The 25,478-nt window shown below is 57.2% G+C and carries 25 protein-coding genes; 6 read left to right on the top strand and 19 right to left on the bottom strand.

Going from position 1 to position 25,478, the window contains the following annotated elements:
* Positions 1–9: 9 nt before the first annotated feature.
* The 5 genes from ACP15U_RS15290 to gntH are packed head-to-tail and all read right to left on the bottom strand — an operon-like array spanning position 10 to position 5,885.
* Positions 10–894, bottom strand: a complete 885-nt coding sequence (locus ACP15U_RS15290) for a metal ABC transporter substrate-binding protein (protein WP_425046019.1) — start codon at positions 892–894, stop codon at positions 10–12.
* Complete coding sequence (locus ACP15U_RS15285; RefSeq protein ID WP_425046018.1) at positions 891–2,084, bottom strand: ABC transporter permease; 1,194 nt, start codon at positions 2,082–2,084, stop codon at positions 891–893. Before ACP15U_RS15285 ends, ACP15U_RS15290 begins: the two co-directional genes overlap by 4 nt.
* Positions 2,081–2,746 (bottom strand): ABC transporter ATP-binding protein, encoded by a 666-nt coding sequence (locus ACP15U_RS15280; protein ID WP_425046017.1) that lies wholly within the window; start codon positions 2,744–2,746, stop codon positions 2,081–2,083. Before ACP15U_RS15280 ends, ACP15U_RS15285 begins: the two co-directional genes overlap by 4 nt.
* Positions 2,743–4,710, bottom strand: a complete 1,968-nt coding sequence (locus tag ACP15U_RS15275; RefSeq protein WP_425046016.1) for a hypothetical protein — start codon at positions 4,708–4,710, stop codon at positions 2,743–2,745. Before ACP15U_RS15275 ends, ACP15U_RS15280 begins: the two co-directional genes overlap by 4 nt.
* Positions 4,671–5,885, bottom strand: coding sequence for a guanitoxin biosynthesis MBL fold metallo-hydrolase GntH (gntH, locus tag ACP15U_RS15270; RefSeq protein WP_425046015.1), 1,215 nt, complete (start codon positions 5,883–5,885; stop codon positions 4,671–4,673). The genes ACP15U_RS15275 and gntH overlap by 40 nt, the downstream gene beginning before the upstream one ends.
* 137 nt (positions 5,886–6,022) lie before the next feature.
* Here gntH and ACP15U_RS15265 point away from each other — a divergent pair, with 137 nt between their 5' ends.
* The 3 genes from ACP15U_RS15265 (at position 6,023) to ACP15U_RS15255 (ending at position 9,177) form a co-directional block, all read left to right on the top strand.
* Complete coding sequence (locus ACP15U_RS15265) at positions 6,023–6,580, top strand: TetR/AcrR family transcriptional regulator (RefSeq protein WP_425046014.1); 558 nt, start codon at positions 6,023–6,025, stop codon at positions 6,578–6,580.
* Positions 6,581–6,698: 118 nt separating this feature from the next.
* Positions 6,699–8,375, top strand: coding sequence for an alkaline phosphatase family protein (locus ACP15U_RS15260; RefSeq protein ID WP_425046013.1), 1,677 nt, complete (start codon positions 6,699–6,701; stop codon positions 8,373–8,375).
* Between the two features lie 16 nt (positions 8,376–8,391).
* Complete coding sequence (locus ACP15U_RS15255; RefSeq protein ID WP_425046012.1) at positions 8,392–9,177, top strand: formate/nitrite transporter family protein; 786 nt, start codon at positions 8,392–8,394, stop codon at positions 9,175–9,177.
* An 8-nt stretch (positions 9,178–9,185) separates the two neighbouring features.
* On the opposite strand, the gene ACP15U_RS15250 is transcribed toward ACP15U_RS15255, so the two are convergent.
* The 3 genes from ACP15U_RS15250 to kynA all read right to left on the bottom strand — a co-directional run bounded on the left by ACP15U_RS15250 (position 9,186) and on the right by kynA (position 13,256).
* The gene (locus ACP15U_RS15250; RefSeq protein ID WP_425046011.1) at positions 9,186–11,111 is read right to left on the bottom strand and encodes an acyl CoA:acetate/3-ketoacid CoA transferase; all 1,926 of its coding nucleotides are present in this window, start codon (positions 11,109–11,111) and stop codon (positions 9,186–9,188) included.
* Between the two features lie 106 nt (positions 11,112–11,217).
* Positions 11,218–12,414, bottom strand: a complete 1,197-nt coding sequence (gene kynU, locus ACP15U_RS15245; RefSeq protein ID WP_425046010.1) for a kynureninase — start codon at positions 12,412–12,414, stop codon at positions 11,218–11,220.
* A 2-nt stretch (positions 12,415–12,416) separates the two neighbouring features.
* Entirely contained in the window at positions 12,417–13,256 is an 840-nt protein-coding gene (gene kynA, locus ACP15U_RS15240; protein ID WP_425046123.1) for a tryptophan 2,3-dioxygenase, read from the bottom strand.
* A gap of 220 nt (positions 13,257–13,476) precedes the next feature.
* Here kynA and ACP15U_RS15235 point away from each other — a divergent pair, with 220 nt between their 5' ends.
* Positions 13,477–14,292 (top strand): alpha/beta hydrolase, encoded by an 816-nt coding sequence (locus ACP15U_RS15235; protein ID WP_425046009.1) that lies wholly within the window; start codon positions 13,477–13,479, stop codon positions 14,290–14,292.
* On the opposite strand, the gene ACP15U_RS15230 is transcribed toward ACP15U_RS15235, so the two are convergent.
* From ACP15U_RS15230 to ACP15U_RS15180, 11 genes are all read right to left on the bottom strand, one after another.
* Positions 14,289–15,125 carry a 3-keto-5-aminohexanoate cleavage protein gene (locus tag ACP15U_RS15230; RefSeq protein WP_425046008.1) on the bottom strand — a complete coding sequence of 279 codons (837 nt, stop codon included), beginning with the start codon at positions 15,123–15,125 and terminating at the stop codon, positions 14,289–14,291. The genes ACP15U_RS15235 and ACP15U_RS15230 overlap by 4 nt on opposite strands.
* 18 nt (positions 15,126–15,143) lie before the next feature.
* A complete protein-coding gene (pcaG, locus tag ACP15U_RS15225) occupies positions 15,144–15,764 on the bottom strand; it encodes a protocatechuate 3,4-dioxygenase subunit alpha (RefSeq protein ID WP_425046007.1) in 621 nt (206 codons plus the stop codon).
* Complete coding sequence (gene pcaH / locus ACP15U_RS15220; RefSeq protein WP_425046006.1) at positions 15,764–16,492, bottom strand: protocatechuate 3,4-dioxygenase subunit beta; 729 nt, start codon at positions 16,490–16,492, stop codon at positions 15,764–15,766. The genes pcaG and pcaH overlap by 1 nt, the downstream gene beginning before the upstream one ends.
* A 36-nt stretch (positions 16,493–16,528) precedes the next feature.
* Entirely contained in the window at positions 16,529–16,915 is a 387-nt protein-coding gene (gene pcaC / locus ACP15U_RS15215; RefSeq protein WP_425046005.1) for a 4-carboxymuconolactone decarboxylase, read from the bottom strand.
* 73 nt (positions 16,916–16,988) lie between these two features.
* Entirely contained in the window at positions 16,989–18,158 is a 1,170-nt protein-coding gene (gene pobA, locus ACP15U_RS15210; protein WP_425046004.1) for a 4-hydroxybenzoate 3-monooxygenase, read from the bottom strand.
* A gap of 307 nt (positions 18,159–18,465) precedes the next feature.
* Positions 18,466–18,990: a DUF3833 domain-containing protein gene (locus ACP15U_RS15205; protein ID WP_425046003.1), complete on the bottom strand. Its 525-nt coding sequence runs from the start codon at positions 18,988–18,990 to the stop codon at positions 18,466–18,468.
* 53 nt (positions 18,991–19,043) lie between these two features.
* A complete protein-coding gene (locus tag ACP15U_RS15200; protein ID WP_425046002.1) occupies positions 19,044–19,604 on the bottom strand; it encodes a DUF3833 domain-containing protein in 561 nt (186 codons plus the stop codon).
* The gene (locus tag ACP15U_RS15195; RefSeq protein ID WP_425046001.1) at positions 19,601–20,827 is read right to left on the bottom strand and encodes an MFS transporter; all 1,227 of its coding nucleotides are present in this window, start codon (positions 20,825–20,827) and stop codon (positions 19,601–19,603) included. The genes ACP15U_RS15200 and ACP15U_RS15195 overlap by 4 nt, the downstream gene beginning before the upstream one ends.
* Positions 20,827–21,321, bottom strand: a complete 495-nt coding sequence (locus tag ACP15U_RS15190) for a hypothetical protein (protein WP_425046000.1) — start codon at positions 21,319–21,321, stop codon at positions 20,827–20,829. The genes ACP15U_RS15195 and ACP15U_RS15190 overlap by 1 nt, the downstream gene beginning before the upstream one ends.
* The gene (locus ACP15U_RS15185; protein ID WP_425045999.1) at positions 21,314–22,471 is read right to left on the bottom strand and encodes a class I SAM-dependent methyltransferase; all 1,158 of its coding nucleotides are present in this window, start codon (positions 22,469–22,471) and stop codon (positions 21,314–21,316) included. Before ACP15U_RS15185 ends, ACP15U_RS15190 begins: the two co-directional genes overlap by 8 nt.
* The gene (locus ACP15U_RS15180; protein ID WP_425045998.1) at positions 22,410–23,753 is read right to left on the bottom strand and encodes an NAD(P)/FAD-dependent oxidoreductase; all 1,344 of its coding nucleotides are present in this window, start codon (positions 23,751–23,753) and stop codon (positions 22,410–22,412) included. The genes ACP15U_RS15185 and ACP15U_RS15180 overlap by 62 nt, the downstream gene beginning before the upstream one ends.
* A 121-nt stretch (positions 23,754–23,874) precedes the next feature.
* Here ACP15U_RS15180 and ACP15U_RS15175 point away from each other — a divergent pair, with 121 nt between their 5' ends.
* Positions 23,875–24,645 (top strand): DUF1365 domain-containing protein, encoded by a 771-nt coding sequence (locus tag ACP15U_RS15175; RefSeq protein ID WP_425045997.1) that lies wholly within the window; start codon positions 23,875–23,877, stop codon positions 24,643–24,645.
* The gene (locus ACP15U_RS15170; protein ID WP_425045996.1) at positions 24,642–25,367 is read left to right on the top strand and encodes an SDR family NAD(P)-dependent oxidoreductase; all 726 of its coding nucleotides are present in this window, start codon (positions 24,642–24,644) and stop codon (positions 25,365–25,367) included. Before ACP15U_RS15175 ends, ACP15U_RS15170 begins: the two co-directional genes overlap by 4 nt.
* Positions 25,368–25,478 lie beyond the last annotated feature (111 nt).

The raw sequence follows: 25,478 nt of genomic DNA, 5'->3' as shown, positions 1-25,478 counted from the left end.
CGCGGGGCTTTATTTGGCTGGCGCAATCCGTTCCGGAAACCCGAGTCGCGCTCTCAGGCTGCCCTTTGAATACTCAGGCGGCGAAGGTGAGATCACGACGATCCCGACATTGCGTTTGCTCAACTCGGATCTGGTTTCCGGCAGAGGGTCCGCCTCCCAAATCATGACATTCGGCTGGTCTGCGGCGAGCTTGTCGTCAAATTCCGCCCAATCTTCTGGCTTCGGGTGTTGATCCGGTTCCCAATGAAAGTTGTGTAGATCCAACCCAAATGCTTCATCCAAATATTGGTAGACAGGATGCGAGGCGAGCATATTCACACCCCCCAAACTCGCGAGTTCCCTGCCTATCCCGGCCCCAATCTCTGCCAGAGATCGGTCCAGTTCCGCCAGGTTTACGGCGATCTCATCGGCTCTCTCCGGCCACAACGCGGTAAAACTGTCCGCAATTGCACGTGCCTGAAGACGCGCTATCCCGGGATCCAACCAGAAATGATTGGCAAAGGCCGTGTGATGATTTGCGGCGCCGGTCGGCCCGTGCTGATGGTCCGATACGTCTGAAGCCTGCGAAATGAACCGCTCAGGGAACGCAGCCGAGGTTTCGACCAACCGGGCCCTTGGCAGCGCGGTTTTTTCAACCCAGCCAGCGTAATCCGCCCCGACAAGCAGAACCAGATCAGCCTGTTGATACAGGCGCAAAACATCATCGCCTGGCTCCCAGTCACTTGCGTTTTCGTCCGCCGGTCCGGGGTAGGACACGGAAACCCCGTCGGGTGCGATCTCCTGCCCCAGAACAGCCAGGGCTGGCGTGACCGTCAGAACATCCATCCGGCCTTGTGCTGCCAAACCGCCAGCAACCGCTGACAACAGGAATGTCAAAACCATCAACAATTTCATGCCCCCTGCCCCCCGATCAGCCAGCCCTGCAGTGATTGCGGCGTCGCCAGATAGATGCCCCCGGCGACCAGACCGGTTAGGATCAGGGCCACAAACAGAACCAGAACCAGTTCAACCGCCACCAGCCAGACGGCATGACGTCTTGGCGCGCCAATCTGGTTCGCAATTTCAAATTCGCGCTGACGCATTCTGACTGAAAGGACAATCACCAGAAGCAAGGCCAACAGGGCCGCCACGGCCATTGCTGCCACCACGTTCTGAAGAACAGTCTTCATTTGGAACACCCGAGTCAGCAACTGCTCCACAACCTCGTCAACCTGAACGATCTGCCGGGTCTCGGCCTGATCCACAACCCGACCCTTCAACAAGGCCGCTGCTTTGTCGGAACGCGGAAACACGAGGATCGCGGAAATCGGCAAATCGCTTTCTTCGCCGTGATAGTGAAACCTTTCGCGGTTTTCGTCGGTAACCTCGGTGAATGTCCGCAGACTGGCATTGGCGACAACATCGCCGTCCTTGGACTTCAACAACAGGTTCTGGTCGCGATCCGGATCAAGTTTCTGATGGCCGTGGCCGATACCTTCGGCAATCCATGCGGTCGACAGATCGACAAAGACAACGCGATCATCCGGCGTTCCCGTAGCCGCCAGAATTCCTGATACGGTCAAGGCCACGGGATACGCTCCTGACAGGTCAAAGGATTGGGTGGCATCCGTCCAGATCGTATCACCCTGCTTCAGACCCAGACGTTTTGCCACCGCCGCACCCAGAATTGCCTCGCCGATCCGCAGCGGGAATTTTCCTGACTTGGTGCTCAGCCCACGCACCCTGAAATACTCATAGTCGATGCCCACAACCGGATAACCCCGCGACGATGCGGATATCCGCAAAGGCACAAGGTCATAGAGTGCAAGGTCGATCATCGTTGTGTAATCCGACATCGGAACAGAATTTCCGGCAACCCCACTGAAATACGCGGCGCTTAAAACGAGGTCGATCTCAGACCCCTGAGCGCCGTAGACAAGCGGCGTCGAAGCGGCACGGCTGGTCAAATCCTGCTCGGCACGCGCGACAACGAGGTTTGCCAAAACAGGTATCGAAGTGACGATGGTCAGAACAAGCACGAGAACGAGACTGCGTATCTTGTGATGCGACAGGTTTCGCCAAGCGAGAAAGAGCAGAGGTTTCATGCGCCTCTCTTTCCGTATTGTGCAAAATCAACGACTTTGTCGAAGCGGCCGGACAGAGCTATGTCGTGCGTCACGACCACCAGTGTCGCTCCGGTTTCGCTTGCTTGAGCGAACAGGTGTTCAAGGATTGCAGCCTTGTTTTCTGGATCAAGATTTCCAGTAGGTTCGTCGGCAAGTATCAACTGTGGCCTCGGCAGGATGGCGCGGCAGATTGCAACTCGCTGTTTTTCGCCCTGCGAAATCCGGGCGGGTTTCTTGTGCAGGATATGATCAATGCCAAAACTCTCGGCCAAATTCTGAATCCGATTGTCCAGATCGACGGGAACGGGACGATCGGTGACAAGGTACGTGTAGAGGATATTCTCGCGCGCCGTCAGGTAATCGACCAACCCGAAATCCTGAAATACATAGCCCGTCTGCCCGGCGCGGTAGGCCCGACGCTCACGATCCCCAAGACCCTTTAGCGCCAGCTCTCCGACCCTGATCCCGCCCGACTGCGGGGTAATCAGCGCCGAGAGCAAGTTCAGGAACGTCGTTTTTCCACATCCCGAAGGCCCCACCAGTGCGAGCGACTGACCCGACTCGATCTGTAGTTCGGGAATTTGAATCCCGAACTCTCCGGTTGGATAATCAAAACTCAAATTTGAAATCTCGATCTTCATATGCGTTCCTGTGACAGCACCTCGAAACCGCTGATCTTCCATGCGCCATCCTCGGGCTGGATGACCATCTCGGCCGTATACGTGTTGGTGCGCCGGTGGTTGTGTCCCCAATGCCCGACAATGCCACTCACACCCCAGTCAACCGACAGGTGCAATGTCCCAGTCTCTGCATCCTGAAGGTTCTCGACCCGCGAGACTTCCAGCGCATCAACACGCGCCTGCGCCCCTCCGGCTCGCTCAACCCGCAAAGATGCGCGCTGCTCCAGATAGACTCTTTCCAGAACATCGCCGGTCAGGGTCAGGGCCAAACGATCATATACGTGATCTTCCAGCCGGAAATCGAAAGCCCGGTAGATATTCCCCAGCATCTCGGTGGTTAGAGCCTGCAACTGTTCGTCCGACATCTGTAGCGCCGCACGGTGTTGCATCATGTACAGACCGGGGATAAGCGCGCCGACGACGACCGCGGCAATCGCTGCTGTCACCCCCAAGCGCCGGGAAACGCGGCCCGGACGGACAAGTGATATCAGGAAAAACCCTGCGAGAATTGCTGTAATCACCGCCAGAGCCGCAATCAGGATGCTGCGATCCGGTCCAGTATCAACCTGAACGGCCTCAACCTCCGGATAGGGCGGTTTTTTGAAATGGTTGGTCCAGACCATCACCGGATCATCAGACGTCAAATCCATCAGGTACGGCCCTGCTGCGTCGATGACCTGAGACGGAATCCGATCCACTCCTTCCGAGAAGAGAGTCCATTCGACCGTAGCTTCCTTTACGAACTTCTCTGTCGGGACCGAGTAAATGAGGCCGACCAAGGCGGCATCGGTCCGAATTTCTTCGCCCTCCTCAAGGAAAACAAGCCCGCTTGCACCGATCCTCAAGTAGGACATCCGGTCGAAATCCGGTCGAACGGGTTGTCCTTCGATGGTCATCGGGGACCGGTTGTTCACAAGATCCGGCAACACGCCCGCAATCGCGTCGCGCTGCCCTTCGGAGAAAAACTCTCCCCCCAACTCCACCCCGGCCAATTCAGCCGCTTCGCGGACACGCAGCACCGCTTCGTAGCGAATTTCATACGGTTCGGCATAGATGAAAGTCATCACAGGGTAACGGTGGTGGCGGCGCAAATTGGGATTGTCGAACTTTGTGTACCAAGGATCATCCCAGTCGATGGTCAGATTTGCCCCGCCCGACAGATACCGAAAATCCGTGACCGGAACCTCACGGTCAAAAACAATCATTCCGATTGACAGAAAGGGTTCGCCTTCTTCGTTGAGCGGCGGTGTGAATTTCAGTTCGTGCGGCCGAGGGCCTTTGAAATCATAGAATAGTTCCGCATAAACCACCCGTGGGTCATCCGGAGGCTTTGGGAACATGCGGCCCGTGATTGGATCAATCATGCCGGCGTTCGGCGGGGCACGATCTACCCGATTGCGCGGCTCGATAAGGCGCACGGAAACTGGCAGCACTTTGCCCTGTCCCGTCACGATTTTCAGTCCTCTTTCGGAAAACGCTTTCAGCCTCGCGGCCTCCGGTGGGCGCGGCGCGGCCCCCTCCGGCACCCATGTGTCGGGCAGCAACGGTGCGAAATACCTGAGATCTTCGACAAAGATCTCGATGGCGATTGTGACACCTTCGTTTGAGACCGAGATCTGGGCGATATTGCGGGCAACCGCCGCGCCGGTCATCGGGGTGAGATCGGCCCGGGCGGGCGCTGACGCAACTGCGACCAGAACGACCAGCGACAGAAACCATTTGTTCAATGTGTTCAGAAGCAACCCCGATCCCTTTCGCCCCGCGTTCTCAACACCTTCGGGGCTTTGCTTCCGAACATCAACCGCCTGAGGAAAATAACAGACAACAACCGATCCCCGCGTGCGTGTTGGGCGTTTTTCCGGCAACAGGCCTACCGAGATACAATTCAGTTCTCCGGCATAGGCGGCGGTGTATAACCATCCCATTTGCCCGCATTCACTTTGTCGGATGGTTCCTTTTCCTCCGAACGCGGCGCGTTGATATAGCCTTCGCTGACCGCTGGTGGCAGGGCATAGATGTCGACTGATGCGTCCCGCACAACAATCTGGTCGTTGGTCACGTTCATCACGGTCAGATCACGGGCAAGGGTCAGCGGCCCGTCATAGGTCTGCCGGACACCTTCCAGAATGGCCTGGTAGTTATCCGGGGACAGGACCGAATGATAGCCCATCGCATGGCGCGGTTTCACCTCGGACATGACCTTGCCAAAAGCGGCCGGTTCCGTGTGGACCCGGGTCGAAACATATGTGGCCTGCCGCAGACTCCAGCCGAAATAGGTTGCCAATGCCTCCGGCGGCAGGAATGCCTCATGCGAGGCAATATCGGCGCCTTTTGCGTATTTTACATACCATTTGTTCGGATAGGTATCGCCACCAAACACGTACTTCAGACCATTCCACTCAAGCGAGTAACTGACTGACCCGTCAAGAGAGTGGATTGCGGGCCACGACCGAACAGTGACACCGTTTTCCTGGTATACGATCTCGTTTTCCTGCATGTAGTCAAATTCGGTAACGTCAAGCTTGGCCCCTTCATCCGGGAGCGCGCCTGTCCGGGTTTCCAGATCCCACGCGTAGGCTCTTTGCATATTCTCGACATAGCTTTTCGTGCCCAGCTCCGGTGTCGCACCGGACGGGCCGAAAATGCGCAAAGGAGTGTATCGGCCCGACAGCCAGCCGCCAACGTGCAGCCCCATGAAATCACCAACATGATCCACGTGGAGATGACTAAAGAAAACCTTGTCGATCTTGGCAAAGTCCGGCCGAAGCGAGAACAGGTTGCCAGTCGACCCGGTGCCGATGTCAAAGAGGAATTTGTCACCATTGCCAAGCTCGACAAAGAATGAAATCGACACTGCCATCTTGGTCTGGTTTGGCATTCCTGTTCCCAGCGCGGTTATCCTCATCTCGTCTGCACCAAGGATCTCGGTGTTCGGAAAATAGGACGCGGGGTAAACCCCATCCTTGATTTCCACAGCGGCCCGTCCCAAGGGAAGGTTGTCCTGAGCCAAAGCAGCCGGTCCCGCCAAAGACCCAACAGCCGAAGCCACAATCCCGACCCAGATAGTTCCTTTCAGGCGCTCCCAACAGTTCGGCTTCATGGCTTTTCTCCCTGTCACTCTGACCGTGGAAATTTGCTCCGCAGTCAAACTCTGTTTCGGAAAACCTGTATTCTTGAGTTTTCCATAGACTACTCTATGGTATGGTGATGTAAGCGAAGCTGTCAACAAGGCGCCTGATGGAGACCACTGGAAAGAAAAGAAGGGCAAGTCGCGAAGTATGGCTTGTTGCAGCACTCGAAGTGCTGCGCGAACGCGGCGCGGACGGGATCAGGATCGTCCCGCTAGCAACGCAGCTTGGCCTGACCAGTGGCAGCTTCTACTGGCACTTCAAGAATGTTCAGGATCTGCTTGATCAGGTCCTTGAGCATTGGGAACACCATCTGACAGATCATATCGTTCAGGATGCTCAGACATTCGACGGGCCTCCCGACGAAAGAATTCTAAACCTGATGTTACAGGTGGTTCGGGAGGATGCCGCGGTTCCGGACCACGCGATTTCGGCTTGGGCCCGCCACGATGAACAAGCGCGGAATGTCTATCTCCGAACCGTACAGAAGCGTTTCGATTTCGCCAAATGGATGTTCGAAGAAGCAGGGTTCGATCCGGCTGAGGCACAGACTCGCGGGCGGCTCATGGTAACTTCGCTTATGGGTGACGCCTCGAACGATCTGAAGTCCCACGAGGGTTGGGAGAATATCATTCGTTCCGCCTGGAAAGTCCTTGTGGCCCGCTGATTGAACCCGTCGCGTCACCTTGACAATTCGGCAAAAACGCCGCACGGACAAAACCTGAAAACACTGGCTTCGATGTTCCTCCGCGCCTAGACTCTAGCTATTGCAAAGGGATGAGATCATGTGCCTTTTCCGAACGATTGCATCGGCCATTGCCCTTGTGCTTCCTGTCGTGGCAACGGCAGAGGCTCCTGAGATCCGGCTGATCGTGCAGATCACAGTGGACGGCCTGCGCGGCGATCTTCTTCACCGCTACCACGACAGTTTCTCGGAAAACGGGTTTCGTCGCCTCACCCAAGGCGGGGTCTGGTACACCGACGCACATCATCTGCACGCCAACACTGAAACCATTGTTGGCCATGCGACGCTGGCCACCGGGGCGCACCCGTCCGAGCATGGCATGATTGGTAATGCATGGTTTGATCGTGCAACCGGGCGGTTGGGATACAACATCGAGGATCCAGACTATTTCTTACTGCCAGTTCCTGGATTTGGGGGCGATCAGGATCAGCTTGACCCAACCCAAGCCGCTGCGCAAAGCGACGGGCGTTCTCCTGCAAACATCCTCGCCACCACATTTGGAGACGAGCTGTTCAAGTCGAACAACGGCCGGTCAAAGATTATCGGAATATCGGGCAAGGACCGATCCGCCGTCGCAATGGCCGGGCATGCGGGAAAGGCCTTCTGGATGTCGACAGCGACCGGCGCGTTCGAGACCAGCTCTTACTATTACGAGACCTATCCTGACTGGGTTTCGAGCTGGAACTCACTGCGGCCGGCAGATGCCGCCATCGGAACTTCCTGGGTGCTAGAAGAACCACTCGACAGCTATCTGTTGGCCGACAATGACAACCGTTCCTTCGAGACTGATCTGAGAGGGTTTGGCCGCACTTTCCCACATGCCTATGGGGATCCGGAGGACGGGCTCTATTACACGCAGGTTCTGGTGAGCCCGCTTGGGGATGAATTGACCGCCTCATTCGCCAAGGCGGCGGTTATCGGTGAGGCAATGGGGCAGGATGCCAATACGGATTTCCTCTCTGTCAGCTTTTCGGGGGTAGACGCCACCAACCATTTCTTTGGCCCCTCCAGTCTCGAAAATGAGGTCATGGTGCGCAGGCTGGACAGGACATTGGCCGATCTGTTTTCTTTCCTCGACAAAGAGGTCGGCAGCGAGAACACGCTTTATGTGCTTTCAGCCGATCACGGCATGCCGGAAATGCCCGAATTCATGTCGGCAAACGGGTTCGGAACTGCAAGAACCAGTCACACCCGGCTAAAGGAAGAACTGAATTTCATGGTTGCCGATCTGTTTGCTATTGATCAGGCGATCAAGGAGTTTTTTCGGCCTTACATCTATCTTGATCACGATGCCATCGCCGCGGCTGACGCAGACCTACGCGCGGTTGAGCGGGCCATCGTCGATGACCTCATGGCCCGGCCCGGCATAGCGATGGCGATGCCAAACGTTCCGTTTGCCGAACAGCGCGATGACTGGCTCGAAGGGTTCATCCGACGAAATTTCCACCCTGCCCGTTCCGGCGACATCTACGTTGTGCAGGCCCCCTACTCCTTCCTGCTGGACGAAGGCTCGATCGCCGTGATGCACGGCTCACCGTGGCGCTACGACACCCACGTGCCGATCCTGTTTGCCGGACCCGGCATCAGCCCGCAAAAAGTTCCAAGGCAGGTGGCGACCGTCGATGTTGCGGTGACGCTCAGCCAGATCTTGGGCACGACCATCCCCTCTGGCGCGTCGGGTCAAGCCTTGCACGAAGTCCTTGTTCAGCCAGAATAGAGCCAGATACGAGCCGATGACTGGATCCGACAAACACGATGCCTACAAGCCCGCGGAAATCGCGGTTCTTGTAGAAACGGCCGGTGTAAACAAGGCCGCCCTTCCTGTCGCGCAAATGTTTGTGCTTGCCTTGCTGGCTGGAGCCTTCATTGGGTTCGGGGCGGCCGCCTACACAATGACCATGACCGGGGTGGATACAGGATTTGGCCCGTCCCGGGTGCTTGGCGGCGCGGTGTTTTCTCTTGGGCTGATCCTCGTCATCGTTGGCGGCGCCGAATTGTTCACCGGAAACGCCTTGATGGTGATGGCCACCGTCGAGGGAAAAATTTCTCTTGGTGCCTTGCTGCGCAACTGGGGGATCGTCTACCTGGGAAACCTGGTCGGAGCCGCCGGTCTGGCCATCGTTTTTGGCTATTCCGGACTGTTGGCAGGCCCGATGGGGTCCACCGCTTCGGCCATTGCCGAAGCAAAGGCGCAGATACCAATCCTCGAGGCCTTTGTGCGTGGTGCATTATGCAACGCTTTGGTGTGTCTCGCCGTATGGCTGACCTTTGCAGCGCGAACCGCCGGCGGAAAAATCCTGGCCATTCTCTGGCCGATCACCGGGTTTGTTCTGTTGGGTCTCGAACACTCGGTCGCCAATATGTTCTTCTTCCCGCAAGGTTGGATGGCCGGGGCCCAGGTTTCTGTCAACGCTGCTCTGATCAACCTGTTTTTTGTGACGCTGGGCAATATTGTGGGTGGTGCCGGGGGCGTGGCACTGGCCTATCGGTTTGCCTATCTGGGGCCAGCCCACCGATAGATCTCCGGTCAGGTTTTTCCCAGAAAGCGACGCGCCTCTTCTGCAGTTTCAAATACATGTGGGGCTGCCCCACGATCAAAGGCTGCGCCCAGTTTTGTCCGCATGAAGGCGGAAGACGAATACCGGGTCACCGTATGGTAGAACCGGTCATCCAGAGCATTGACCATCGCAACATATTCATCTTCGATTTCCGGATCGATCCGTGCGCCATCATAGTTGACGACAACATCCACGCGCCGCCCCAGCGGCGAACAAAGTTCGGTCACGCGGGTGCTGATGGCCTCCAGGTCGCCGGTGTTCCGCACTCGGAGTTTTTCGAAATTTATGAATAGCCGGCTGTCCTCGGTAGAAAGCGCAATTCGGTCTACCAGATCGAGATGAAGCAGCTCCAGCCGCAGGTCCATCGGCTCGTGCCGAAAGATCCGTTCGTCCATTTGAAGCACATCCCGAATGATCGGGGTGAACTCCATCCGAGAAACAACATCCCGTTCCGGATCAAGACCCGGTGCGATCTCGACAAGCTCCAACCCCTCAGGTGTCAAGCGGAACACACAGCGTTCGGTTACAAACAATACCGGTTTGCCAACCGTCTGCGCCAATGGGCCGGAAAAAGTCCGCTGCTGGACCTGCCCGACGAACTTGCGGACCTTGCCTTCTGAGAGGATGCGCAACGCTCCTTCCGCGATCTCAACAGAGAGACCGACTGAGTTGAAGGTCCCGGCAAACACCACGGCCCGGGCATTCTGGCTGATGTTGATGAACCCGCCAGCCCCGGCAAGTCGGGATCCAAAGCGAGACACGTTGACCGAGCCGGTGCCATCCACCTCGGCCATGCCGAGAACCGCAAGATCAAGCCCACCCCCGTCGTAGAGATCAAACTGCATGCTTTGCGCGATGATCGCATCCGTGTTCGCCGCTGCGCCGAAATCAAGCCCAGATGCGGGTTGTCCGCCAATCACGCCCGGCTCGGCGGTCAGCGTGAGATGTGGTAGCAGCTTTTCCTCTCCGGCAACTGCCGCCACGCCCTCGGGCATGCCAATCCCCAGATTGACCACGCCATTGATCGGCAACTCGAACGCCGCCCGCCGAGCGATGATCTTTCGGGCGTCCAGCGCCATTTCAGGCATCGCATCAGACAGCACCCGGAACCGTCCGGTGAAGGCGTGGGAAAAGGGGGTGGCAAAGGTCTGCATGTGATCTTCCGGTTCAGACAGGACCACTGCGTCAACCAATGCGCCGGGGATCTCCACGTCGCGCGGACAGAGCGTGCCACGCTCTACCATCCTTTCCACCTGAACGATTACGACGCCGCCCGAGTTCTTTGTAGCCATCGCCTGCGAGAGATTGTCGATGATCAGAGCCTCTCTCTCCATGGTAACATTTCCGGCCGGGTCAGCCGTTGTGCCGCGTAACAGAGCCACATCAATGGCACGCGACCGATAGAAGAGATATTCGTCTCCGTCGATCTCCATCAGACGAACAACATCATCATCACTCAAGTCGTTTATCCGCCCGCCATCCAATCGCGGGTCGACGAATGTGCCCAGACCAACGCGGGTCAGAGTTCCGGGTTTACCAGCCGCGATGTCGCGGAACTGATGGCTGATCACCCCTTGGGGAAGGTTGTAGCCTCGGATCTTTCGATCCAGAGCCATCCGCGCGACCTTGGGGATCAATCCCCAATGCCCACCGATCACCCGGGCCAGGAGACCCTCGTGTCCCAGCCTGTTCAGACCGCGATCCTTTCCGTCCCCTTGCCCGGCGGCAAAGAACAGTGTCAGACCTTTCGGTCCTTCCCCCGCCAGATGCCGCGCTTCGACGGCTTTCAGCAGAGTTTCCGGCACTCCAATACCAACAAATCCAGATGTCGTGACAGTATCGCCATCGGAAATCAGTTTGGCGGCGGCATCTGCGGTGGTCAGTTTGTTCGGCATGTCAGGGTTCCGGGCGTGGCTGCACTGGCTGCGGAAATCCTACACGCTGCCAACCCGTTCGCCACTACGTAGTTCTACCCGTAGTCGAACCGTGAAAAAAACCCTGTCAAGTCACCCGCGATTTGACGTGATACTTCGGATCACGCCACAACTCGTTGCCCAGAACGTCTTCCATGATCTTGGCGGCGGCCACGACATCCTCTTCGTCGATATAAAGCGGGGTGAAACCAAACCGCATGATGTCAGGGGAGCGAAAATCACCGATCACACCGCTCTCGATCAGGGCCTGCATCGCGGCATAGCCATGTTCAAACGAGAACGACACCTGAGAGCCGCGGATCTTAGGATCCCGCGGGGTGGCAAGCTTCAGTAGCGGACAACGGGCTTCGACCTCGGCAATGAACCTTTCGCTCAACCGCAACGAGGCCGCGCGCAAGTCGACCAGATCAACACCGTCCCAGACGTCCAGTGCAGTATCGAGGATCGAGAGCTGCACAACGGACGGCGTGCCGACACGCATCCGTTCTGTCGATACCGCAGGGCGATAGTTCAATTCCATCGCAAATGGAGCATCGTGCCCCAGCCAGCCGGACAAAGCCGGTTCAATTTGCGTGGCCAAATCCGGACGAACATAGATGAAGGCCGGTGCGCCGGGCCCCCCATTGAGGTATTTGTACGTGCACCCAACTGCGAACTCGGCACCGCACCCCTCAAGATCAACCGGCAAAGCCCCTGCCGAATGCGCCAGATCCCAGATCATGACCGCCCCGGCCTCATGGACGAGGCGTGTGATCTCCGCCATGTCGTATTTTCGACCGCTGCGATAATCGATCTGGGTCAGCATGACCACGGCCACGTCTTCGGTGATCGCGGCGGCGACATCCTCGGGCGCCGGCGTGCGCAACTCGTGACCCTTGCCAATCGTATCTATCAACCCTTCGGCCATATAGAGATCAGTGGGAAAATTGCGGTTGTCCGACAGGATCACCCGGCGATCGGGGCGCATCTGCAGTGCAGCGGCCAGAGCCTGATACACCTTGATCGACAACGTGTCTCCGGTTGCCACGGATCCCGCCGGCGCCCCGATCAGGCCCGCGATCCGGTCACCGACTTTCTGCGGCAACGCCATCCATTCCGCGGTGTTCCACGCCCGGATCAGCTCTTTACCCCATTCTTCGCGGATCACATGCCCGGCACGTTCCGCCGCGCCTTTGGGCAAGACACCCAACGAATTTCCATCCAGATAGATGACCCCCTCGGGGATATCGAACAGTTCTTTTCTTGGCAGAGATACGCCCGGCATTCCTAAAGTTCTCCTCGCAGATTCCAAAGTTCGGGAAACAGTTCAACACCAAGCATCTTGCGCAGATAAGCCACGCCCGATGTTCCGCCCGTGCCACGTTTGAACCCGATTATTCTTTCGACCGTTGTGACGTGGTTGAAACGCCAGCGGCGGAAATAATCTTCAATGTCCACGAGCTTTTCGCCCAGCTCGTAGAGGTTCCAGTATTTCTCGATATCCTCGTATACGACCTTCCAGCGGGCCTGCACTTCGGGATCTGCCACATGCGGGCTGCGAAGCTGTGGTTCAGGCAGAGCCACGTTGGGTCCGTCCACAATGCGGAACAGGTGGGATATAACCTCGTCATAAAAGCTCGGTCGATCCAGCTCTTCCGAGAGCATGGCGTGCACCTCGGGTTCATGTGCATGAGGTTCGAGCATGTTGGGGTTTCGGTTGCCCAGAACATACTCGATCATCCGGTACTGATACGATTGAAATCCCGAGGACGGACCCAGCGCCTCTCGGAAATGGGTGTACTCTGATGGTGTCATCGTGCGGAGCACGTCCCAAGCGTTGTTGAGCTGCTCAAAGATTCGACTGACTCGCGCCATCATCTTGAACATCGCCGCCATGTCATTCCGTTTCAGAGCCTCGCGTGCCGCGCCAAGTTCATGGATGGCCAGTTTCATCCATAACTCACTGGTCTGGTGCTGGATGACAAAGAGCATCTCGTCATGGGCCTCGGTCAACGGATGTTGCTGCGCCAGCAAAGCGTCCAGATGAAGGTAGTCGCCATAGGACATTGCATCCCTGAATGACATTTTCGCACCCTCGTCACCGGGGTCATAGGCTTGGGGACACATGGCCGTTCCTCCCGCATACGGATATCGTCTTTCAACCGGTTTTGACGCCCGGCCGACACGGATCAAGATGATCAGGCGCGGATACTCACAGCCCCTGCCGTCACTGTCCACCGCGGATGCGGCCTTTACGTCGCGTCGCAACGTCAACAAAGCACATCCCATTGCACCTCGATCCGACCGGTGCTTACAACAAAAAACGTAACAACTAGGAATGCTGCCGATGGTCGACCTGAGTGGAATCGACTGGAATGACGCCTTTGCCAATGGTGCCTACATCCCAGATGGCATGAGCTATCCGCCGAGATGGGCCACGCAGGCGGCAGATTTCCGGGATCGCGCCGCCGGGCAGCCCGATCTGTCATATGGCGATGATCCACGTGAACGGTATGATCTCTTTCTACCAGAGGCACATCCCAAGGGGCTCGTGGTCTTTGTCCATGGAGGCTACTGGTTGGATTTCGACAAATCCTCGTGGTCGCACCTTGCGGGTGGACCATTGCACCACGGTTGGGCAGTTGCCCTGCCCAGCTATACGCTGGCACCTGCGGCCACAATACCCCAGATCACCGCGCAGATTGGTCGGGCCATCACCATTGCTGCCACTCACATTTCCGGGCCGATCCGTCTGGTCGGCCACTCAGCCGGCGGGCATCTTGTGAGCCGGATGGCCTGTGATGACACGCCCCTGCCAGACAGCGTTGCAAGCCGCGTCCAACACGTCCTGTCGATCAGCGGATTGCATGATCTGCGACCACTCCAGATGACCGAGATGAACGCCCAACTGGGGCTGGATCGGGAAAGTGCCGCCAGCGAAAGTGCGGCCCTGCACAAGCCATTGCCCGGCACCAAGCTGACCGCATGGGTCGGCGGGAATGAGCGTCCGGAGTTCCTGCGCCAGTCTGCCCTGCTGGTCGAAAACTGGACCCGCGCCGGCGCTATCGGCACATTGGCCGTCGAACCCGCACGGCATCATTTCAACGTCATCGACGGGTTGGCCGACCCCGACAGTGCGATGACCCAACAGCTCTTGGCCTAAACGGCAACCGAATTCAGACCCAGCGTCTCTCGGGCCTGCCGCCATGTCGCCACCGGGCGCTCGTATTTTTCGCACATCTGCACGGCGCGCTGGACCAGAGCCGCATTAGATGGGGCAAGCCTGTCTTTGTCGAGGCGCACATTATCTTCAAGGCCGGTTCGGGTATGACCGCCAGCGGCAATAGCCCATTCATTCACCGCCAACTGGTTGACCCCGATCCCGGCAGCACACCATTCGGCGTGCGGCGCGCGGCTCTGCATCATGCGGACGTAGAAATCGAACACTTCACGATCTGCAGGCATGGCATTCTTTACGCCCATCACGAACTGGACGTAGAGCTTGCCATACAACCGACTTTCTCCGTGCAACCTGATCGCCTGCAGAATGTGGGACAGGTCGAACGCCTCGATCTCGGGCGTGACCTCGTAGGTCTGCATTTCACCGGACAACCAGTCGATCAGATCAGGCGGGTTCTCATAAACCCGCGTCGGGAAATTGTTCGACCCAACCGACAGCGAAGCCATGTCCGGTGACAGCGGCAGCATTCCACCTCGGGCTTTGCCAGCCCCCGAGCGACCGCCGGTCGAAAACTGGATAATCATTCCGGGGCAGTGTTTCTCAAGCCCTTCCTTCAAACGCGCGAATTTGTCGGGATCGGAACTTGGGGTCTGATCGTCGTTTCGTACATGGCAGTGGGCAATCGCGGCGCCGGCTTCAAACGCTTCGTGCGTGCTTTCAACCTGTTCCGCGACCGTGATCGGAACGGCCGGGTTGTTGGCTTTGGTCGGAACAGAGCCCGTGATGGCGACGCAGATGATGCAAGGTTTCGTCATGGTGCTTGGCCCCTCGGCTCAGATATCGAAGAATACGGTTTCGTCCTCGCCCTGCAGCTTGATGTCGAAACGATAGACAACCTGTCCGTCCCGTTCACCCCGCTTGGCAATAAGGGTCGCGCGGCGGCGCTCCCACTCAATCAGGTTCATCACCGGATCGGTCGAATTGGCCTCGGCCTCGTCATCAAAATAGACGCGGGTATTCAGACCCACATTTATCCCGCGAGCCACGATCCACAGGTTGATATGTGGTGCCTGCGTGCCGACGTTTCGGCCTTGGGTCGTGCCCGGTTTGACGGTGTCAAACCCCCACTCGCCGGTCTCGAAATCCGAGATCACCCGGCCCCAGCCACGAAATCCTTCTTCGACCGGTCCACCGCCTTCGGGATGCGCATAGTTTCCATCGGCATTAGCTTGCCATGCCTCGATCAGCACATCCTTGATCGGCGAGCCTGTGCCATCAATCACCAAACCTTCGACCCGAATGCGTTCGCCCCGTGCATTGGGGCCTGCGATGTCCCAGCCCAGTTCCTGCTTGTAAATGTCGAACCCGGCCGCACCGGGAGCGAGCCCAATATGGACGTAGGGACCGGCGGTCTGAGACGGCGTCTCTTTCAGATAGTTGAGCGACTGCGGCATCAGTTTCCCTCCAACCGGTTTTCAAACAGGGTCGAACGCCGCCCGCGCAGCACGATGTCGAATTTGTAGGCAATTGTATCAAGGGGAATTGTGGCGTTCAGATCCAATGCGGCAACCAGTTGCTCAACGGCTTCCTGATCCGGGATCGTATTGACGATCGGGCATTGGCGGATCAGCGGATCCCCCTCAAAGTAGCATTGAGTAATCAGGCGTTGGGCAAAACCAGAGCCAAAGACCGACACGTGAACATGCGCCGGGCGCCAGTTGTTGACCCAGTTTCGCCACGGATACGCACCCGGTTTAACCGTGCGGAAATAGTAGTATCCGTCCTGATCCGTCAGGGTGCGCCCGCACCCGCCGAAATTCGGATCAATCGGGGCAAGATACGTGTCCTTCTTGTGGCGATACCTTCCACCTGCATTGGCCTGCCAGATCTCGACCAACGTGTTGGGTACCGGGCGCGCGTTTTCGTCCAGAACCCTGCCGTGCAGGATGATCCTTTCCCCGATTGGGCTTTCTCCAGGCTGGGCGTAGTTGTTAATCAGGTCATTATCCAGATCTTCGATGTCGTTGTGCCCGAAAACAGGGCCGCTGATTTCACTAACCGAGTTCTGCAACGATATCAGGGCATATTGCGGTGAACGCGCAACAGATGTCTTGTAGTCAGGCGACAGCGCGGGCGGGTGCCACGTGCGGTCCCTCTGGTAGAATTCGCCGGATTTGGGCATTTGGCGGATCTCCTTGTTCAGCCGGGTGTTCGCGCGTTACCCAGATTGGTCGTTTTCCATCTCAGCATAAGTTTGCTTGGCCAGCTTCAGCGCATGATTGGCACGCGGCACTCCGGCATAGATTGCCACATGCTGAAACGCCTCCAGCACGTCTTGCTTGCTGGCACCAGTCCGGGCGGTGGCCCGGATGTGCATTGGTATCTCGTCGAAATTCCCGAGCGCGGCAAGCAGTGCCAGCGTCAACATCGAGCGTTCACGGTCGCTGATGCCATCCGAGGCCCAGACTGTTCCCCAGGCACCCTCGGTAATGAGCTTTTGAAACGGTTCATCAATATCAGTTCTGGCGGCCTCGGCCCGGTCGACATGTGCATCTCCCAAGACACGTCGCCGGACGGACATCCCGACTTGATAACTGTTGCTCATCTACCTGACTCCCCGATGTTGCGGACGGGGGCAATTGCAACCCATCCCAATGCTCCGAATATCTAAGCCGCGGTTAGAACGGCAGCCCGACATAGTTCTGTGCAAAGACCGACTGAGCTTCGCGGTTCTCGCGCAGAAAGTCGATATCCGCTTTCTGCATCTTGAGGTCGAAGCCGTTCTGATCTGGAAAACGGTGCAGCAAATTCGTAGTAGACCAGCTGAACCTTTCGGCCTTCCAGATCCGGGCCAGCGCTTTCTCCGAGTATCGATCGATCCCTTCACTGTCGCCTTCCTCGTAGTATTGCAGCAACCCGTGATAGAGATAATGGATATCGCTGGCGGCGGTATTCAAACCCTTGGCTCCGGTCGGTGGCACGATATGTGCCGCATCACCGCAAAGAAAAAGCCGGCCCCAACGCATCGGTTCGGTCACGAAAGACCGCAAGGGCGCAATGGACTTCTCGATGGACTTGCCCGTCACCAGACGTTCGGCCACGTCTTGTGGCAGCCGACGCCTGAGCTCGTTCCAGAACATCTGATCGGTCCAATCCTCGACGTGATCTGAAAGCGAACACTGAATGTAATACCGGCTGCGGGTCCAGCTTCGCTGTGAACACAACGCAAAGCCACGCTCGGAATTCGAATAGATCAGCTCTTCATGGACCGGCGGCGTATCAGACAACAGGCCGAGCCATCCGAACGGATAAACCTTCTCGTACTCCCGCCGGACATTCAGCGGAATTGTCTGACGGCTGACGCCGTGGAACCCATCGCAGCCGGCAACGAATTCACAGTCGATCCGTTTCTCGGCCCCGTCGACCGAATAGGTCAGATGCGGCGCGTCGGTGTCGGCACCGTGGATGACCACATCTTCGACATTGAACACGATCTTCCCACCCACCGCCTCGCGCGCATCATAGAGATCGCGCGTCAGTTCGGTCTGGCCATAGATCACGACGCTCTCGCCCGTCGCTTCCCGAAAGTCGATGCGAAACTGTTTCTCACCAAAGGCGATCACCGTGCCGTCATGGATGATACATTCTGCATCCATTCGTTCGGCCACACCGGCTTCGCGCATCAGGTCAACGAACCCCGTTTCAAGCACCCCTGCACGAATTCGACCCAGAACATAGTCCCGTGTCTTTCTTTCAAGCACGACAGTGTCGATACCCTTGCGATGAAGCAATTGGCTCAGAAGAAGACCGGACGGACCACCTCCGATAATGGCAACTTGGGTTCGCATGGGTTTCCTTCCGGCTATTTTCGCCGCAAGTATTGCTGTCTCGTTTTTGTCTGTAAAACGATTATTGGCGGGAACTGGCATTCACACTGACCAACCACCGGGCTGGCCGGGTAGGCACAGGTTGAATCTGATACAAACCAAGTAAGACCGGCGCTGATGGTCCTTTCAGATCTCCAACGCCATTTGTTGTCAAATCCACATGCCAAAGGATTTTGAGTTTGCCTTGTTAACCGGCGAACAAGGCCGAACTAGTCGGCGAATTCCTTATCAGCAAGAGATTTTGGCACAGGGGCGGTTCGAGACCGCTCTACCTCTTCTCGAAATAGATAATCGCCTCGCCAATTCGGACACCAAACCGGGACACATAGGCCCGGTTGAGCAATCTTCCGTCCTCCAGAAGCCACATCCAGTCATCGAATGATACCCGCATCGTGCCTTCCTTGATCGGCAGATCGATGCGGTATTTCCAGTTGAACATGTCGCCCTGTTCTTGCCCGGACGCGGTGCCAATCACGCCTTCGGCGGAGCCGGACCATGTCTGCTCACCAGTCTTTTCAAGCACCCAGATCCGTTGCTCGGTCGCACCATCATCATAGGTGAAATCCTCGATCAGCTTCAGATTTCGGCCATCAAACGTCCCTTCAACTTCGACGGTGAATCGTCGTTGAACGGTTCCGAACACATCCTGAAATTGACCATAAGCAACCGACTTGCCTTCGAAGAATTCCTCGAGGTTCAGCTCCCGGCCAGACAGGACACGATCGTTCAGATCCGGCTTGCCCGCACAGGCTGCAAGTAGGCTCAGAGCCAAGATGGCGAAAAGTTGTTTCATGGTTTCTCTTCCCCTTGCCAGGACCAGCCGCTTTCCGAACGAACCGAGCTTCGTCAGGGTTGTGTCGCAGGGTCCGGTCTCATCGTGGCCACCAGTTCCGCGACCTTGATCCCGAACTTGCGCATTTCAGACTTGTTCATGATGGTCCCGTTCGACGTCAGATACATCCAGTCGGTGACATCCAGAACGTACCCGCCAGCGTCTTCGGACAGGATGATCCGATAGCTAAGCTTTGCCGTGGATCCCGAAACTACACCTTGTGCCTCTCCGACGATGTCATCGGCAGTTGCTGTAAACGTGTTGCCCGGTCCGATCTTGAGGAACCATTTTCGGTTCTGAACAGCGCCATTTGAATAGGTGAAATGCTCGCTCAGCGTGCCGCTGTCTCCATCCCATTCACCCACCATTTCAGCCACGAAACTGTTGGTCATCTTTCCGACCGGGCCAAAGATCAAACCCTCGGACAATATCTGGCCCGACAGGTGCTTTCGCAGATCAAAGGCTGGTCCCGTGCCGGCATAAGTCTCCGGGGACTGCGACCGAAAGCTCAGAAACAAATTCTTCGTCAGAACAAGCAGAAGAACAACAAACAGAATTGCGGTCACGATTTTCATTGGGTTCTTTCCTCTGGGGCGAGTGAGAGCACAAAGCCCAAGGCAATAAGTTTCAGGATGCAGGGGATTGCGGCATAGGCGAGGTTGAGCGCTCCAAGCGCCCGGGCGCTGTTGGCCTGACCAGGCACGAAGCCATTGAGTTCAAGAACAGGCAGCACAAGAAACGCGGCAAGGGCGAGGCCCATCTTGCCGGCAAATGACCAGAGCCCAAAGGCGGCAGAAGCATTGAGCCCTGCCCCCGTCAGTGCAACCGAGAACATCGCTGGCAACAACACCATGTCGGCCCCAAGCGCGATTCCGGATGCAATGCAGATCGCGGCAAACCCCCCGGGATTCCCTGGCGCAAGAAATGCGGCCCCGACAAAGCCGATAATGGACAGCGGCATGGCAATCAGCAGCGTTTCCCTAGGCCCGATCCGATAGCTCAACCGGGTCCAGACCGGCACGCTCAAACCCGCACTCAGAAAGAACAGGATCAGCAGCGGCCCCGCCATCCCGGCAAGTTGAAGCCGGTCTTCGACAAAGAACAGGAACAACGTTGAGGTGATGGCGACCGGAAGGCTGTTGATCAGTGCCAGAAACAGCAATCGCAAAGCGCCGGCCTGAACCATCCCCGAAATCGAAATGCCGTCTCCAAGAACCGGTGTGCGCTGCCAGATTGGCCGGGTGATCAACGCGGTGGCCATCGCAACCACTCCAAGAAACAGACCAAAGGTGCGGTATCCACCGTTGTCTGCACCAGCTGCGGCAAAGATGGTGGGCATCAGGGCCGCTATGACCACGCCAGCCAGCATGCCCACCTCGCGGTAAGCAGCGAGGGTCATCAGATCGCGTGGACGGGGGCTAAGGGCGAGCGTCGCACTTCGCCCGTAAAGAAGGATCATGCCAAGGCTGTAGGCCGAGAACAGCAGGATCAGCACCAACATGAGCTGAAACGCCACATTCGGGCCGGGATCGAGAGAGAACAACAATGGGAATCCGATCGCCAGCCCACCAGCCGCCATCATCGCAAACAGGGTCTGCGCGCCGGGAAATCGGTCAATAGCCCACCCGATCAGGGGATCTTGGACCAAATCGACAACGCGGATCAATAAGAGGATTGTTCCGACAACACCCAACCCGATCCCGAGATTCACCGATGCGAAACGCGGCAGGTGGATATAGAGCGGAATCCCGGCCGCAGCCAGCATCAACGCGTAAAGGCTGACCCGGGGGTAGAGCATCACTCGCCCTTCAGCTTGCGGGTGAAGGCGCCCGAACGCGTATTGTCACCAAGAAAGATAGCCATGAATCGCTGGCTGATCCGCGGATGGCTGACGGTACAGACAGGACTGCCATTGCGCCAGAAACCGATCTTGTTCTGTCCGCGCGTGACAGCAAGGTAGCGATCGCCTTTGCGCACATCCTTGAAACAGCGTGCGAACTGATCCTGAACCGGCATGGGTGTGCCGATACGTTCAAGCTCGCTCATCGTATTGTCGACCAGATCTTCGCCCGACAGGTTGCGCAGATAGTTCAGCTCGAGCCCAAAGTCGCTCGACCAGTCCAAAGGCGCCCCACTCGGTGTGAACAGACGCGCTTCGTAGATCGGAAGACCGACAAACCGAAAGACGGCCTTGCCGCGCAGCTCGGCGTCGGAAATCGCAGTCTCAATCGCCGAAGCCAGAGCAGGCGCCGGGCTGAGCAGAACAGTGAGGGCAAAAACGAGATTACGCATGGGCCAGCTCCACCTGCACGACATTGGTATGTCCTATGGCAAACGAGGCGGCACAGATCTCGAGATAATAGTGCCAGTTGCGATAAAAGGCTTCGCCAAACCCAAGCTCGCGAACGCGGTGTTTTTGATCTGCCAGCCGTGAGGACCAGATCCGGCAGGTTCGGGCATAGTCCTGCCCAAAGGCGAAATTGTCCCTCACCTTCAGCCCGGCCTGCGCCGCTTGATCTTCGATGACCTTGTCCGACAAGAGCATTCCGCCCGGAAAAACGTATTGCCGGATGTAGTCCGATGAAGTCCTGTAGGTTTCAAAAAACCCGTCTTTCACCGTAATCGCCTGCAACATTATCTTTCCGCCATCGGCGAGGCTCTGTTTCAGCGTCGAAAAGAAACCGGGCCAATAACGCTCTCCGACCGCTTCGACCATTTCGATAGACACGATGTTGTCATACTTGCCTTGAATATCGCGATAGTCGCGCAGCTGGATATCGGCCGCGCCGTCCAAGCGGCATTCCGCATAGCTGTGCTGGTTTCGCGAGATGGTTACACCGGTCACGTCCCGGCCCTCTTGCGCGGCATGTTCCGCAAATCCGCCCCAGCCGCAGCCAACTTCCAGCACCTGCTCACCGTCACCGAGACGCGACAGAGCGCGAGCATTTTTTTGGCTCTGTGCTTGCGCAAGATCATTGCATCCGGAGTCAAACAGACCCGAAGAATAGGTCATGCCATCATCCAGCCACAACTGGTAGAACTCGTTGCCAACATCATAATGGGCTCGGATATTCTTGCGCGATCCTTTGCGAGAGTTTGCCCGCAGCATCGTATCAACCAGCCGGAACTTGGCCCGGCTCATCGGGCTGGCCTGATCGTATGCACTGAAATGTTCGCGATTGCGCATCGCCAAGGTCATCAGACCTTCGACCGACGGCGTGTCCCACAACCCCTGCACATAGGCCTCACCCAGACCGACTTGCCCGTGCGCCGCCATAGCCGATATTGCCGACCAATCGCGGATCACGAGCTCGGCCTCGGGGCCGCTTGACCCAAAGCTATAGCGCTCACCCTCGGGTGTTCGCAGGGTCAATTGACCTTCACGCAGTTGCGCGCAGGTCGACAGGAATTCCGATTTCAGGGCTCGGTTCGTCAAACGCATCTCGTGCTCCATTGATCTGAGTTGGCTGGTTCATCATGCGAACAATCCGCATGGCGCTGGCGATCCCGTCTTCGTGAAAACCGTGCCGATTGTAGGCTCCGGCGAACCATGTGTTGTTTCTTCCCTGCATCGCACGAACTTGCGACTGCGCTTTCAGCGCTGCACGATCAAACACGGGATGGTCGAATTCGACGCGGTCATAGACCTTATGGTCGGGGATCTCCGACGAAGGATTCAGAGTGACAAAAAGAGGATCGTCCTGCGGGATGTTCTGCAACTTGTTCATCCAGTAAGTCACACCGATGGCCCCGTTCTGGGATCGATAGGCCCAGCTTGACCAGCAGTCGCGCCGCCGCGGCATCTGATTGGTGTCACAATGAAGAACGGCAGTGTTTGGCTGATACCTGATGCTACCAAGCGCCTCGGCCTCCTCTTGCGTGGCGTTTACTCCGAGGATCTTCAACGCCTGGTCCGAATGACAGGCGAGGATGATCTCGTCGAATAGGTCTTCCTTGCCCTGAAAATCCCTGACTGAAACAGACTCCGTTGTACGGTTTATGGATGCGATCGGAGTGGCCTTGCGGATCGAACACCCGCGCCCCGTTAACGCCGCTTCGAGGCGTCGCACATATTCGATGCTGCCGCCTTTAACCGTCCACCACTGATGTTCCTTCATCCCTGCCAAAAGGGCATGGTTTCGAAAGAACTGGACCAGCGACCGGGCTGGAAAATCGCTCACATCATCAACCGGGGTAGACCAGATCGCCCCACACATCGGCATCAGATAGTTGTTGCGAAACCACGACCCGAGCCGCAACTCATCGACCAGCTCTCCGATCGTCTTGTCATCGTTCTTGGCCGCATTCTCGGCATGCTTCCCAAACCGAAGGATGTCAGCGATCATCTTGTAGTATTGTGGGCGGACCAGGTTCCGCTTTTGAGCTGTAATCGCCCTTACGTTGTTCAGACCGTATTCCAGAGCACCGTTATCGATACTCGCGCCGAAACTCATTTCGCTCTTGATCACTGGAACGCCAAGATCCCGAAACAGGCGAGTCAGATGCGGATAAGTGGCATAGTTGAACACGATAAAGCCAGTATCCACCGGCTGATCGCCATTCTTGCCGGCGATAACCGTTCGCGCATGCCCGCCAATACGGTTCTCTGCCTCGAACAGAGTTACGTCATGGCTGGCGGACAAATAATACGCTGCAGACAGCCCGGAGATGCCCCCGCCAACAATTGCTATTCTTTTTCGGGGGCCATGTGACTGATCCAGCATGAAAACCTCTTTATACTTGCCTTTTGAAGAAGATACGCGGTGCCTGTTGGGTTGGATCATTTAAATTTGGAATTCCTTCTAGCTGAGTGATCCGGACAAGGCGCAGTGCCGTAAACATTACATGATCGACCACATCCAAGCTCATACGACACACGCGCGGCGCGGACGCCTTGGGAACGCCTTTCGCTACGGTGTAGATCTCGTGCTGACCGATATGACGGCCACGCCGCCGTGGCCTATTTCGCGAAATCGGTTCAATCTCTGGTCCCTATGGGACCGCGAACACGGTGGTCCGCGGAGAAACGGTCGTGGCGTGGAGTGGTTTCGCGATGAATTGCGCAAGCGCGGCTTCCCGGTTCAGCGGGCAAAGCTCCTGCTCCTGACACAGCCTACTTTCCTGTGGTTTCATTTCAATCCGGTCAGCTTCTGGATTGCGACGATCGATGACGCGCCCTGTGCCTTTGTGGCCGAAGTGAACAACACCTTTGGTCATCGTCACTGTTACTTCTGTGCCCATGACGACTTCCGCCCAATTGCAGCTGCTGACACTCTGACGGCGACAAAGTTGATGCATGTCTCGCCGTTTCAACAGGTTGATGGCATCTACAAGTTCCGGTTCTCGCTGACGGCACTGGCCGTCAAAATCCGGATAAACTACCAAAATGGTCGCGAAGGTGTCGTCGCCACCTTGTCCGGCCCGCGGACGCCCGCCACCAGCCGTTCGCTGTTATGGGCCGCTTTGCGCCGCCCGGCCGGCGCCGTTCGCGTTCTGGCACTGATCCATTGGCAGGCTGCGATCCTGTTTCTCAAACGCGCGCCGTTTATGAAAACACCAGCCCCGCCAGAGCTGGCAGTCTCCGAAAGCCCAACCTTTAGGGAAAAAGCGCTGTGACCGACTTTCAAGGCAAAACATATTGGCTCATCGGCGCCAGCGAAGGCTTGGGCCGCGAGCTGGCCAAAGACCTGAGCAGATCGGGCGCCCGTATGATCCTGTCGGCGCGAAACACCGTACGGCTGGACGACCTCTGCGCCGAGCTGGTTGATGCGCGCGCCGTTCCGATGGACGTGCGCGACGAGGAGTCAGTGCGTAAGGCCGCCGCCTCAATCGGGCCGATTGATGGTCTGATCTACAATGCTGGCGCCTATGACCCAACGAAAGCCACCGACTGGGACACCAATGCCGTTCTGTCTATGGCCGATGTGAATTTTACCGGAGCCCTGCGCATCCTCGGAGAGATGGTGCCACGGTTTATCCGCCAGGGCTCAGGGGACATAACCCTGATTGGATCTCTCGCAGGATATCGGGGCTTGCCTGCAGCCATTGGCTATGGTGCCAGCAAATCTGCATTGATCAGTCTTGCGGAAACCATGCGCCACGATCTCAAAGGGTCTGGTGTCGTTGTGCGGCTTGTGAACCCCGGATTTATCAAGACGCGTCTGACCAACAAAAACGGGTTCAGGATGCCAATGCTGATGCAACCCGAAGAAGCGTCAGAGCGGGTGTTGAAAGCGATGCGGTCACGCCGCTTCAGAACGGATTTCCCTGCTCCGTTCTCGTGGGTGCTGAAACTGTACGGTCTGCTGCCAGACTGGATCGTTTACCGCGGCGCCTGAAGAGGACGGCGGCATCGGCATCACACGATCCAAAGTAGTTTCCTCTGCCAAGCCACCGTCCCATAGGGCGGTGGCTTTTTTAAGTGCGTTAAGCCAACGACCCGACCAACA

Source organism: Primorskyibacter sp. S87, from assembly GCF_049801055.1.
Taxonomy (GTDB): domain Bacteria; phylum Pseudomonadota; class Alphaproteobacteria; order Rhodobacterales; family Rhodobacteraceae; genus JBNAGF01.
Note: the sequence above shows the minus strand (reverse complement) of the source record. Positions and strands in the feature narration are given on the sequence as shown.